This is a genomic window from Teredinibacter haidensis (assembly GCF_014211975.1).
Classification (GTDB): domain Bacteria; phylum Pseudomonadota; class Gammaproteobacteria; order Pseudomonadales; family Cellvibrionaceae; genus Teredinibacter; species Teredinibacter haidensis.
Genome location: NZ_CP060084.1, coordinates 1123990 through 1137603, shown reverse-complemented (window position 1 = coordinate 1137603; position 13614 = coordinate 1123990). Strand labels below are relative to the sequence as shown.

The following is a 13614-nucleotide window of genomic DNA, read 5'->3' as shown; positions in this document are numbered from 1 at the left end:
TGACAGGAGAAAAATAATGCATTCAATTCTGGTTGAAAATTATATGGATGGCAATCCACACGCCATTAGTGATAAAGCCACCGTTAGAGATGCCATTCACCTGTTTATGAAAGAAAACATACCCGGAGCGCCTGTTGTAAACGAAGAAAAGCTGCTGGTTGGCTTTATTTCAGAACAGGACTGTATCAAAGAAATGCTGAACGATGCTTTTTACTGCGAAGAATCCCCTGCGGTGACTGCAGTCATGAGTACAGAGGTCAAAACGTTGGACCCCGACGATAGCATATTAGCTGTAGCCGAAGCGATGGCAAAAGCGCCACCGAAAAACTACCCTGTCGTTAAGAGCGGCAAGCTGATTGGGCTGCTGTCTCGTAAACACATACTCAAGGCTCTGGTCGAAACAAACGAGGACTGTTATATTCACCACTAGATCCTATTAAACACAATATTTCTACCGCCTCCTTCGAGGCGGTTTTTGGTTTATAAAACACAATGCTCAACGACTCCCCTGAATATAAAAAGCGCAAACAATTTTTCGACCAGCTACTCACTATATACGGCCGAAAACCCTGCCTAGAAGCGATGACAGATGCAAGCGTAAATGTCTTTCGCTTGCATCTAGCCGAGTCAAATAAACCGGCAAAAATAATTGACGAGCTTGTTACTTTAGCGAAACAGCGCAATGCGGAAATTCTATATCACGATAAAAAATCATTATCACGGATATCCAAAAACAGCAAACAAGACCAGGGCGTCGCTATCGATTTGGAACTGAACGGTTTTATCCATTATCAGACCTATATTGAACAAGGCATACCAGAAAAATCACGCTTTCTCGCAGTCGATAACGTAACCAACCCCCAAAACTTGGGCATGATCATTCGATCCGTTTGCGCATCACCTTTAGATGGCTTGATTTTACCTAAAGCAGGCTGCGCAAAACTGGACTCTCTGGTAATAAAAGCCAGCGCCGGCACCCTCTTTCGAACACAAATACTCCTCTGTGAATCACTGGCGCAATGTTTAAAGGAGTTCAAATATTTGGGAACGAATATTATTGGCTTGGACAGTAATGCAGAGGAAACTCTGGCCAGCTTAGATAGCCACGGCCGCAATATTTTTATTTTGGGAAACGAATCAGAAGGTATTTCAGAAGCGTGTGCGAGCGAATGCAATCGCTCCGTTAAAATCCCCATGCGCAATAACGTCGAATCACTGAATGTTGCCGTTGCCGCAGGAATAATTGCCTTTCACTACATCGATTAAACCGATATAAAAGAATATCGATAGTTCATCAAAGCCCAGTAAAATCAACAATACCAGATTTTACTGGGTAACCATTGAAGCTTTTAATAGACAACAAGTATTTGGTTAGGTCAAAAACCTCGTCTGTAGGTCAGAAACGGCTTATGACTTCACAACCCCTAAAGGTAGCAAAACTCGACCATGTAGCTCATTGATAATCTGCGCCGCGGCCGCATAGATAGCGGAGCCACCGCACACAATGCCTTCATAACCAGCGAACGTTTTAATGGCTGTACTGCCAGTATAATCACCAATAGCTAACAGAAAGAACAGTACGACCAGGGAGGCGAAAACAAACTGTAATGCGCGATTTATTTTCAACGTACCAACAAACATAATCGCGGTAAAAATCCCCCACATAACCAACCAGGCAACCAAACCCGAAGTCTCTGGTGCTGTCGCTAACCCCAGCTTAGGCAACAAAATTAAGCCAACCAAAACCATCCAGAAAAAACCGTAAGAAATGAACGCCGTTGTCGCAAAGGTATTACCTTTTTTCCACTCCATAATACCAGCAATAACCTGGGCAATGCCTCCGTAAAAAATGCCCATTGCCAGAATCATCGAGCCCAGCGAAAACAATCCGGCATTATGCAGATTCAGTAGCACCGTTGTCATACCGAACCCCATTAATCCCAGTGGTGCGGGATTCGCAGAACTATCGGAGGTCTTTATTTTAACAATTTCATTACCAACCAGCTCGCTTACCATGCTCATATAAGTATTCTCTCTCTTTTTTTAAGTAGATTATTTTTAATTACGCCATCTGGATCACAGAAGACTGTAACGACGGGAGGTACAGCGATATCGGCTCCGAGAACCACTATAAACACCGACTCCTGTAAAGAATGGATTTCGATCAAAAAAACAGTAAGTTATATTTGACGAACAACCCATAGTGAGCGAGCAAACATAAAGACTAAAAAAAGCGCCACACTGGCACCACTTAGAACTGTAAAAATAGTACTTAGTGAAAATAACGAAGTGTAATAACCCGTCGTTAACGCGCCCAGTGGAGCCATACCAAAAAGCATTAACTGGTATAACGACATCATGCGCCCTTTCATCTTGGGGCCAGCCAAGATTTGCATAAGCATGCGACAATGCGTAGCGGAGTGGCCAGCAATCCAGCCCCAAAAAACAATCAGGATATACAGCCCAGCCACCGTTGGCTGCCGGGATAAAGCGAAACCTACAATCGCGGCATAGAGAAGGCTAAACAACGCTCCTTGAGCCGGGAATTCGATTTGGGGCTTGAACATCAACAATAAGTAAGCACTCAACATTCCCATCACAAAACACAGCTGTAAGAACCCGTACTGCAAAGCATTAAAGCCGTAGGCGTCTCGAGCCAGGAGAGGAATTGCGACGATATATAACCCCATATGCATAAATCCATTAAAACTGACCAAGCCGATCAACTGCGCAATACGGCTATCTGCCAACGCGACTTTCACTCCCTCCAGAATATGTGGGCCTAAGCCAGTACTGGATACCAAACCCGAATCAGGCTGGACAATGTTCTCTTCCTCCTGCATTACATCCATTTGCTTGGTCAGAACCCATAATTGCAACACTGCAAATACACTCACCACAACCTGCAAACAAATAACAAGCGTAAACCCGATCTGATCCGATAGCCCTGCGACGGCAATACCCACCGCTTGCAAAGAAAACTGTACGATACTGGCCCGTGTAATTTTTACCTGTACCGACTGGTCACTAAGCTCACCGATAAGTTTTTCCCTGGCAGGCTGTATAAAAGCATTCGCTGAACCCACGCCCACGGCATAAAGCAGCAGCCAATAGTAATGAATACCTCCGGAACTAAGCACTATCACTAGGAACAGGTAACACAGTGTTAATCCAAGCTGGGCCAACAGCATCATTCGGTAAGTGCTGCGTTTATCAGCCAGAGACCCACTAACCAACATCAGAACTAAGTTAGGAATTAGACCCGCGGCCTGCACCCACCCCAATTGATGTGCCTCCACCTGCAGCAGACTTATAGCCAACCAGGCGAGTAACACTTGATGTATACCCAAGGCAAACGCCGATGCTCCATGCGCAACCAGAAAATGTTTTATCGGACGAGTCATAGAATGGTTCATATCTTAAAACGAAAGAACCACCTGTGTAGGTGGCTCTTTTTAGAGGACGAGTAAACCCGGTGTTTAGTACTTATAACCTGTCTCTTCGTGAAGTACCAGATCCAGCCCTTGGGTTTCTTCATCATGCTCAACACGTATGCCGCTAGTCAGCAGCCCGGTGATTTTAACAAGAATAAAAGTTACAAAAGCAGTATAAGCCGCCGTAGCAAGAACACCTAGAACTTGAACACCAAACTGCTGGCCGATAGTCTCGTTTTCACCGCCAAAGCCATAACCGGAGAACACGCCCAACTCTGTCGAACAGAAAATACCTGCCGCCAGCGTGCCCAGGATACCGCCGACACCATGCACGGGGAAAACATCCAGAGAATCATCAATCTTCAGCTTGCGCTTGATCAGCTGAGTAGCATAGAAACAGACCACGCCAGCGGTTAAACCGATAACCAGCGCGCCCATAGGTCCAACAAAACCAGAAGCGGGTGTAATGGTACCTAAGCCCGCAACCATACCCGTAACAATACCCAATACGCTTGGTTTACCGAACTTGGACCACTCCATCGTCATCCACGCAAGAGAGCCGGCTGCGGCAGAAATATGAGTCACCAACATTGCCATCGCTGCATCGCCGTTAGCCGCCAAGGCGCTACCTGCATTAAAACCGAACCAGCCGACCCACAACATGCCGGCACCAGTCACCGTCATGGTCATATTATGTGGCGGCATAGCCGTATCGGGGAAGCCTTTGCGGTTGCCTATCATCAGAGCAACTACTAATGCGGCAACACCGGCAGTAATATGAACAACGGTACCACCGGCAAAGTCGAGCAGGCCTTTTTCGGCCAGCCAACCACCGCCCCACACCCAGTGACAAACAGGCGCATATACCAGCAAAATCCAGAAGAAGCTGAAGATCATAACGGCAGAAAATTTCATTCGCTCTGCGAAGGCGCCCACGATCAGAGCCGGCGTAATAATAACAAAAGTCATTTGAAACATGGCAAACAGAGGCTCGGGAATATCGCCACTTAAACTGTCTTTACTCATCACTTTAAAGAAGGCATTGCTCAGGTCGCCAATAACTAGGTTGCCCTCGCCAAACGCAAGTGAATAACCCAAAACCAGCCAAACGATAGAAGCCATACAAGCGATCGCAAAACACTGCATTAAAATAGAGAGTACGTTCTTGGTGCGAACCAGGCCACCATAAAACAGGGATAACCCGGGAAGGGTCATAAACAATACCAGTGCTGTGGACGTCAGTATCCAAGCGGTATTTGCACCGTTTAAATCATCGGCAGAAGCCACTGCTGGCAGCACTAGGCCAAACATGCAGAGTGCGCGAAGACAAGCTTTCATCTATTGCTCCTAAAGGTCAGTTTTTTCTCGGAAGGGATATCTGGTATCTGCCACACAAACCATTCCTGATAAAGATTTTGATAGTCTCGTACTATGATTGTGATTGTAGTCGTCATTACAATAAATCCGGTTTTGCACCAAATTAGCCTACTGCCACAGGGCGCAAACCTTACCACAGCAACATCATTTTGTAACATTCACGACAACTCGAGTTGCTCCAGGACAAAAGGCCGGCACGCTGAATATGCTAAGCGCTCAACGACGGTGCATATTTTTACACAGTGATCGATACTGGGGCGCTAAATCGGTGCGATTTTTATAGGTAATTTCGTAATAGATACGCACGACCTGCTCTAGGGGGATCTTCAACTGAGGTAGCGCGTGCCCAACCCGGCGGGCATAGGCACGGGGTGTCTCCCCCACCCCTCGAGGGTAACCTTGCCGTTCCAACTGCCTGAATACTCTGAGTAGCAAGCTCAGCTCGACAGAGGGTGACTTTCGCGGAAACGAAAACTGGTTAATGAGAAAATACAGTAGTAACAAGCCCCCTACTCCACCGACAAAAAACACCGCCAAACGCCAGGGGTCTGATCCACCCAAAAGGCGCTTAAAAACGCCATTCTGCACATCATCGTTATAAGAAAGCACTCGCGTTTGCCACAGATACTCCAACTCCTCCATCCTGTTTTTCGCCAGAGTCAGCCATGCTAAAGCCTCTACTCGAAAAAGCGCCCCTCCCACCAACGAAGCCTCTCCACTATCGACAACCTCGTGCAGAGCACGCTCAATACGCAATGGGGACACTGCCGCAGTGGGGTCGACACGAGTCCAGCCGCTCTCTTCGAGCCACACTTCAGACCATGCATGGGCATCGGATTGCCGCACCACAATATAACGCCCGTCTTCTTTGTATTCTCCCCCCTGGTAACCCACAACAACGCGGGCTGGAATGCCCGCCGCGCGCATTAGAAAGACAAAACTGGACGAAAAGTGTTCGCAAAACCCCCGTTGTGTATGAAATAGGAAATCATCCACAGGGTTAAAACCCAGCAAGGGTGGCTGTAAGGTATAAGTAAAACTTGACCGAAACAGATCCTGAGCTTTTGCCACTATTTCCCGGGGACTAAGCCCCTCAATAAGCCAGCTTTCGGCCAACTGCCGTGCGCGCGGGTTACTTGTCGTTGGTAACTCCGTATAACGGATCAACTCTCTGGAGGAGCGTTCTGAAGGCCCGTAAAAGTAATTCTGTAGAGAAACGACATCGTAGTAGCTTCTTTCTGTAACGGGTGAGCCGCTCACCAAAAGCCCCTGCTCGTTAAACACTGTCGTTGCAGTGGCGGAATGGGCCTCCAACGGGGCCATCAAGGAAAACAGCCAGGGGTAATAATGAGGCTCAAGTAATACGCCGTACTCAAACAGCACTTGAGACTCACGGGCTTGATCGAGAGGCCTTTTATTTCCTTTTTCCCCTACGCCAGATAAACGCCACTTTGGATGAGGGTTGGACGACTCCACTGCGCCACTTGAAACCGAAGACCAACTCGAACCAAAGCGTTTCCAGCGAACTCCATCAAACTCGTCCAACACTAATCCTCGCCAGTATCGCTGCCGCGGCGTAGGAATATTGTCATTGCTAAATGTTGCCCGAAAAACGATTTCATTCGATTGAATCAAACGACTGAAATCGCCCGGTGACATCGTATCGCTAAATCCGGTTTTAGCCACCGAAGATAAAGAAGGCACCGCCCAAAGTTGGCCCAGCCGAGGCATAATTAAAAATAAAATCAGCATTACGGGAAGACTTTGCAGTAACAGCGAACTTCCGTTAAACAACTGTTGGGTAATGCTTATTTTTCGGTGCTGGAAAACTGATTGCAATGCGGCAAGTAAAATGCCACAACTCAAAACACTGTACAAACTCATCCAAAAGTTTTGGGATAACAGTAATTGCGCCGCAGTCGCGACAAAACCGATATAGAGGACAATCAATACATCCTTTCTGTTCCTGACCTCAATCAGCTTTAAAACAAAAGACAACAACAGGAAGGCAATCATGGGTTCAACGCTAACTCTCCCCCCATAACTCCAATACAGGCCGACAACGCCCGCGAAACCGATACACACCTTCAGAATATTACCGGGAAATGGCCACACACCGCGAAAAACCTGGACACGCACAATAACCGATAAAAACCAAATAACAGCTAACCAATGCGGTAAAAACAAGAACAACGGCAGGATCACAAAGCCCTGAGCAATAAAAATCCAAGTAAGAGTGCTGCGACTAACATGATTACTGGCAAAGGTACCCGCGGTATCACCACTGTATGCAACGGGACGTTCCTGGCGTTTGCTATTTTCCATATGTCTAGGACTCGCACATCGCCAGAGCTTCCAACACCTGCCTGCGATGATTTTCTCCCCGTCCTGGGGCAATCGTTTTACCGGGTATTTTTAGGCCGAAATCTTCATCGTTCTGGCTCAGTTGCAAAGCCCAATAACACAGTGCCGATAATTTTGCTTCTATCCCGCTGACGGGCACTTCATAAAAATCCAGCCACAGTTCCTTGGATGTATTCTGGCTAAACTCTTTGGAATATAATCCTTTTCCCTGTGCGTACGCTTTCCAGGCTATATGCTTGAGTGAATCTCCCGCTCGGTAGTGACGAACGCCACTGTAATCCTCGCCTCCGGGAATGGGGTGTAGGCCGTCGCCGTCAGCATCCACCTGGCTCATGGCAGGTATTGGAGAGGCCACAGGCTCTGGATATATTAACGCGCGAACATCCCAGCTCAACCATGTCCAGCAACGTAAAATCCCCAAGGGAAAATAGCTCTGAATCAGTAACCGCCCAGGTGATTGCCAACCTCGGAGAGTTGCGGGCTGAGGAATTTTCACTTTTAAAGCATCACCACCAACAATATCAATATTAACCACGCGATCATATCCACCTTGCCAGCCAACCTCCAAGTTTTCGACAGTTTTTTTGAGCCGGGTATTAAGCACAAAAATAAATTCGACCTCGTCGCCAGCAAAGGTAGGCGTTGATCCCGCATATTCAATACGAATGTCCGATAGATTTCTGTGAGTATGGAGGATACACACCACAAAAATACTGGTAAGCAAGAAGGCCAGCGCGAGGATCAGGTTGTTTTGATAATTGGTTCCCAGAAGCCATAAAACCGCAATGACCATTACCAGGAAAAAACCGCTTACTGAAGGGAAAATAAAAAGGTTTTTTCGGGTAAGGTGGTGGCCGTTAGAAGGACGGTTTTTACGATCAACCCACATAAAAATGCGCTCTCTAAAAACCTCCGTCATACGGTTGTTCATATGGCCGCCCTAGGACGATGGTAAAACATCAACACTGCTGAGTAGATGATCCACCAGCGAGCGACCAGAGTCCGCTTTACCGCTGGTGGTATGCGAATGAACGCCCCTTACCCTGTGCCCAACCACCGAGGGCATCACAACCTGCAAATCATCCGGTAATAAATGTTCACGCCCCTCAATTAAAGCCCAGGCTTTTGCCGCCTTTAACCAAGCCATAGCGCCTCTGGGCGAAAGGCCGTAGCTAAAACTCTCATCATCACGTGTAAAATCGACCAGACGCTGGAGGTAATCAAGCAGTTGATCCGTTGCTTTAACTTCATCAACCAAGGCTTGAATTTGTGTCAGTTTATTCAGATCGATAACAGGCTCAATCGTTGGTAACTTCTGACGAGGGTCGATACCTTTAAACAATTTCTGCTCTGTTGCTCTGTTGGGGTAGCCCAGCGAGATACGCATGAGAAAGCGATCCAACTGCGATTCCGGCAGCGGATAAGTACCCGCCTGAGTTAAGGGGTTTTGCGTGGCAATAACAAAAAAGGGTTCCGGTAAAGGTCGCGTCTCCCCATCAATCGTTACCTGCCTTTCTTCCATCGCTTCCAATAAAGCACTTTGCGTTTTCGGCGTGGTGCGGTTAATTTCGTCCGCTAACAGCACTTGAGTAAAAACCGGGCCTTTTATAAAACGAAACTCGGATGTTTCCCGATTAAACACTGCGGCGCCCAGGATATCCGCTGGCAACAGGTCGCTGGTAAACTGCACTCGTACATATTCCAGGCCCAACACCCGCGCCAAACACTGTGCGAGCGTGGTTTTCCCCATCCCCGGCAGATCTTCAATTAACAAATGTCCCCTGGCAAACAAGCAGGTTACCGCCAACTTTACCTGTTTCTCCTTTCCCAACAAAATAAGACCAACGCTATCAATTACTTTATTAATTAATGGGTTCATTAATTTTCTGCCTTTTTGGCGACTACTTCATGTCAGGGTATAGAGAGGAAACTAGAACAATCGAATGTTATCAAAATACAGTATTTGCTCTTCCTGCAATTTATAAGAATAGAACATTACCGCTCTAACGCGATCCATACGCATATCTCGCCCTTTGGGTGCCGACATTATTTTTGCGATAGGAATCTCTATTTTCTGGTACCCAGGTGCCAGCGTATAAGTACGATTGAAGCGGTCGTTGTGTTTATTGTTATGGGAGCGATCATGGACGCGTGTTACCAGCTTTACCGGTTCTGATTGCGGATTAAACACCTCAAATGAAAAGGTCTTATAGCCACGCCAATCCCTCTCCACTTCCGCTAAGTGCAAGCCAGGCCAGGGGGCCGGTCTTAGGGCAAGCTTTGCAACAACGGTGTTATTGCCCTTCCACTTGGCTGGTGCAGCAACAAACGACAAACTAGCTTGGTAGGCCGGACGAACATATAGATTCAACCAGTCATTATCAAAATCCGCCAAAACAGGGAATGCATCCTCTCGGTATTCCTCCGCCAAACGCCACTTAATTGGTTCTATCAGACTGATGCCCAACAATAGGATACATAAAACTATAGCGACATAACGTCGCCAGTGGCACCAGTAAATAGCGAGATATACACATACGCCGGCCAGCGAACCCGCAGCGTCTAACCGGAAATCATCCCAGCTTGCTTCCCGCCCCACTTGAGCCTGAAGCAATTCGACAGCAGCTCCAAATACTAGGCTTAGCACCAAGGAATACGCAGCTGCCCTGGTCAATTTTCGATTAACGACGAAATAATGGAGGATAAGAGAAAGTAAAAACGCTAAGCCCAAAAACACCAGATCATGTCCGGAGTTATGTAGGGCTGACCAGAAAAAATTCTTGCCGGGTAGTTTGTAGTAAAAGAGCAGCCAACTATTGAGCCCAATCACCACCAGTAAAAGAAAAAAACCCAAAAACAAACGCCAGGAGAAACGATTGTTTAAACAACGGACTTCAGGCTCTAGAGAAGCACTCATAACCGGCTATGGAGCTATAGAGAACTGAGGCCTCTATCGAGATCTTTTTTCAGATCTTCGATAGATTCCAGCCCTACAGCAACGCGAATCAGGTTTTCAGTAATGCCCACAGAGGCCTTATCGTCATCGGACAAACGTCCATGGGTAGTCGTCGCCGGATGCACAATCGTCGTTTTAGCATCTCCAAGATTTGCGGTTAAAGACATGATGCGGGTAGCATCAATCACTTGCCACGCCTCTTTGCGGCCACCTTTCACTTTGAATGACAAAACCCCGCCAAATGCCGTCTGCTGTTTTTTTGCCAATTCGTGCCCCGGGTGCTCGGGCAAGCCTCCGTAAAACACTTTTTCAACCCCTGGCTGCTGCTGTAACCACCGAGCAAGTGTCAATGCATTTGCTGAGTGGGCATCCATTCTTAAACGCAAAGTTTCCAAGCCCTTCAAAAATACCCAGGCATTGAATGGGCTCATAGTTGGGCCACAAGTACGAATAAAGGCGAGCACTTCATCCATAAGTTCCTGTTTTCCGACAACTGCGCCTCCCAAACAGCGCCCCTGCCCGTCAAGATATTTCGTCGCTGAATGAACAACAATATCTGCACCCAACGCTAATGGCCTTTGCAACGCTGGAGTGCAAAAGCAATTATCAATTACGAGCAAACTCTGGTTATTGTGAGCAAGACTAGCAAGCTCTGCAATATCCGCTACATCACCTAGTGGGTTTGAGGGTGTTTCCGCAAATAATAAACGCGTTTTATCGTTAATGGCCGACTGCCACTGATCAATATCCGTCAAATTGACCAAATCAACGCTTACCCCGAACTTTTGCAAATACTTGGTAAACAGTACAGTTGTCGTACCAAATATGCTGCGCGAACACACCACATGATCGCCACCAGACAGCAACGCCATGCAGGTACTTAAAATTGCAGCCATTCCCGAGGCAGTTGCTACGCCAGCCTCTGCACCTTCCAGAGCCGCGATACGCTGCTCGAAGGTTCTAACTGTTGGGTTGGTATAGCGTGAATACACGTTTCCCGGCTCTTCGCCCGAAAAGCGAGCAGCAGCCTGAGCTGCAGACTCGAAAACATAACTGGAAGTAGTGAATATGGGTTCGCCGTGTTCACCTTCGGCGGTTCTCACCTGCCCGGCACGAACAGCCAGCGTATCCAGATCCGCATCCGCTAAAAAATCAAACTCAGACGATGGTGTATTTGTCATAAACTTTTCTCACAAAAAATTGACCCGACTGTACGATTAACCGGGCCAAATTCGAGTATCGAGATGGAATAGTAAGCCGGAGCTACTGATCGTTGTGAATACCTACCATGGCATTATCGCCCTGCGCAAAGCTTTCACCGGAGGATTTCACTTTATCGTTGCGCGCCTCGTCCAATTTACTGAAGTATTCACTGTCCACATCACCGGTAATATATTCGCCATCAAAGACCGAGCAATCAAAGTGAGGGATCTCTGGATTCCCCTCTCTGGAAGCCGCAATTAAATCCTCAAGATCCTGATACACCAGCCAGTCTGCACCAATTTCGTCACACACCTCCTGCTCCGTACGGCCGTGCGCAATTAGCTCTGTCGCTGTCGGCATATCAATACCGTAAACATTAGGGTATTGAACCGCCGGAGATGCCGACGCAAAGTATACCTTTGCCGCACCAGCATCCCTGGCCATTTGAATAATCTGTTGACAGGTTGTACCACGAACAATCGAATCGTCGACCAGCATTACGTTCTTATCGCGAAACTCCAGATCGATAACGTTTAGCTTCTGGCGAACAGACTTTCTACGCAACTGCTGGCCGGGCATAATGAAGGTGCGTCCAATATAACGATTTTTCACTAGGCCTTCGCGAAACTTTACCCCGAGAGTCTGGGCCATAGCCTGCCCTGCGACGCGACTGCTGTCTGGGATAGGAATAACTACATCAATGTCGTGCTCTGGGCGTTCTCGAAGAATTTTTTCAGCCAGTTTTTCACCTTGACGTAAACGGGCTTTGTATACTGAGACCCCATCCATAATGGAGTCTGGACGGGCAAAATACACATGCTCAAAGATGCAGGGCGCATAACCCGATTTTTTTACACACTGATGAGTATAGAGTTCTCCCGTTACGGTAATGTAAACACACTCCCCTGGCGCGACATCGCGTACTAATGTATACCCGAGAACGTCTAGCGCGACACTTTCCGAAGCGATTAAATATTCACGGCCGTTGTCGGTATCACGATAACCATAGACCAGAGGACGAATACCGTTAGGGTCACGGAATGCAAATACTCCGTAATTGGCTATCATCCCCACAACTGCGTACCCACCTCGAATTCGACGGTGAACCCCCTCTACCGCACGAAAGACGTCTTCTGCGGCAGGCTGTATCTTGCCCTGTAACTGAAGTTCGTGTGCAAAAACATTCAATAAAACTTCGGAATCGGAATCCGTATTCACATGGCGAAGATCGCCATTAAACAGGTCTGCACGCAATTTTTCCGTATTGGTAAGATTGCCGTTATGCGCAAGGGCAATACCGTAAGGAGAGTTTACGTAAAATGGTTGTGCCAACGCAGGGCCCGAACTGCCTGCGGTAGGGTAGCGCACATGCCCGATGCCCATATTTCCCACCAGACGTTGCATATGCCGGGTACGAAAGACATCCTTTACTAGGCCAACTGCCTTTTGTTGAGCAAATTTCCCCTGGTTGCACGTCATAATCCCTGCGGCGTCCTGCCCCCGATGCTGAAGCATGGTGAGAGCATCGTATAAACCAAGGTTTACATTACTCTTGCCCACAATACCGACAATACCGCACATATACTAAATCTCGATTAATAAAACGTAATTAGATTAGCCGTTCAACATCCGGCCGACAAAAGAAGTGAACTCGCGTGCCGCTGTACGGCACCAGCTCTCGAATTCCATTAAATGCGGAATCAGAAGCGAATCATTCCACCAAGCGTCCTTATCGATAGGAATAATGGCTGGTATCAGCAGGAGTATAGCCATTACAACAATGAAACCGCGCACCATACCGAACATCATGCCAAAAAGCCGATCGGTACCCGAGAGGCCCGTCATACGCACCAGCTCACCGATCAAATAGTTCACCATCGCACCGACTATAAGTGTAGCTGCAAATAAGATGGCGAAGGCAGCCATATCGCGTACAGATGGCGTAGTGATTTGATCAACCAGGAGGGCAGATAACTGATCACCGAAAGTCATGGCAACAATAAATGCCAGCACCCAATTCGCCATGGAGAGGGCTTCTTTTACAAAGCCACGCTTGAGGCTGATTAAGCTAGAAACCACCATAATTGCGATAATGACCCAATCTGCCCAATTCATACTTAGCATTATCCGGTAGTGGTTGATGAGAAGTCGCAATTCTATCAGAGGCTGTCATCATACCGAAATACTAGGAAGAATAACTCTTCAGTTTTTTATAGCCAGTTGATGTGAAGCTGTACGATTGAACTACACTTTAAGAGAACTGTGATCAGCCTCTAGAAT

Annotated in this window: 12 protein-coding genes; 2 read left to right on the top strand and 10 right to left on the bottom strand. The window is 47.4% G+C overall.

The features are described 5' to 3' along the window. The first annotated feature begins 16 nt into the window (after positions 1-16). Both H5715_RS04620 and H5715_RS04615 read left to right on the top strand, forming a co-directional pair. Positions 17-430, top strand: a complete 414-nt coding sequence (locus H5715_RS04620) for a CBS domain-containing protein (RefSeq protein ID WP_075187987.1) — start codon at positions 17-19, stop codon at positions 428-430. Positions 431-492: 62 nt separating this feature from the next. Then, entirely contained in the window at positions 493-1266 is a 774-nt protein-coding gene (locus H5715_RS04615) for a TrmH family RNA methyltransferase (RefSeq protein ID WP_075187988.1), read from the top strand. Positions 1267-1407: 141 nt separating this feature from the next. Here H5715_RS04615 and H5715_RS04610 read toward each other — a convergent pair whose 3' ends face one another. The 10 genes from H5715_RS04610 to H5715_RS04565 form a co-directional block, all read right to left on the bottom strand. Then, positions 1408-2022 (bottom strand): acetate uptake transporter, encoded by a 615-nt coding sequence (locus tag H5715_RS04610; protein WP_221892344.1) that lies wholly within the window; start codon positions 2020-2022, stop codon positions 1408-1410. Between the two features lie 158 nt (positions 2023-2180). Then, the gene (locus H5715_RS04605; RefSeq protein WP_246434686.1) at positions 2181-3404 is read right to left on the bottom strand and encodes an MFS transporter; all 1224 of its coding nucleotides are present in this window, start codon (positions 3402-3404) and stop codon (positions 2181-2183) included. Between the two features lie 75 nt (positions 3405-3479). After that, positions 3480-4772, bottom strand: coding sequence for an ammonium transporter (locus H5715_RS04600; RefSeq protein WP_075187990.1), 1293 nt, complete (start codon positions 4770-4772; stop codon positions 3480-3482). Positions 4773-5027: 255 nt separating this feature from the next. Further along, complete coding sequence (locus tag H5715_RS04595) at positions 5028-7136, bottom strand: transglutaminase TgpA family protein (protein WP_075187992.1); 2109 nt, start codon at positions 7134-7136, stop codon at positions 5028-5030. Positions 7137-7140: 4 nt separating this feature from the next. Further along, on the bottom strand, positions 7141-8106 hold the full coding sequence (locus H5715_RS04590) for a DUF58 domain-containing protein (protein WP_075187993.1): 966 nt from the start codon (positions 8104-8106) through the stop codon (positions 7141-7143). Positions 8107-8115: 9 nt separating this feature from the next. Further along, positions 8116-9054 carry an AAA family ATPase gene (locus H5715_RS04585; RefSeq protein ID WP_075187994.1) on the bottom strand — a complete coding sequence of 313 codons (939 nt, stop codon included), beginning with the start codon at positions 9052-9054 and terminating at the stop codon, positions 8116-8118. A gap of 51 nt (positions 9055-9105) precedes the next feature. Next, positions 9106-10092 carry a VanZ family protein gene (locus tag H5715_RS04580; RefSeq protein WP_083608255.1) on the bottom strand — a complete coding sequence of 329 codons (987 nt, stop codon included), beginning with the start codon at positions 10090-10092 and terminating at the stop codon, positions 9106-9108. 14 nt (positions 10093-10106) lie between these two features. After that, on the bottom strand, positions 10107-11312 hold the full coding sequence (locus H5715_RS04575; protein ID WP_075187995.1) for an O-succinylhomoserine sulfhydrylase: 1206 nt from the start codon (positions 11310-11312) through the stop codon (positions 10107-10109). 82 nt (positions 11313-11394) lie between these two features. Next, positions 11395-12915, bottom strand: coding sequence for an amidophosphoribosyltransferase (gene purF / locus H5715_RS04570; protein ID WP_075187996.1), 1521 nt, complete (start codon positions 12913-12915; stop codon positions 11395-11397). 33 nt (positions 12916-12948) lie between these two features. Continuing rightward, positions 12949-13449 carry a CvpA family protein gene (locus H5715_RS04565; RefSeq protein WP_075187997.1) on the bottom strand — a complete coding sequence of 167 codons (501 nt, stop codon included), beginning with the start codon at positions 13447-13449 and terminating at the stop codon, positions 12949-12951. Between the last annotated feature and the right edge of the window lie 165 nt (positions 13450-13614).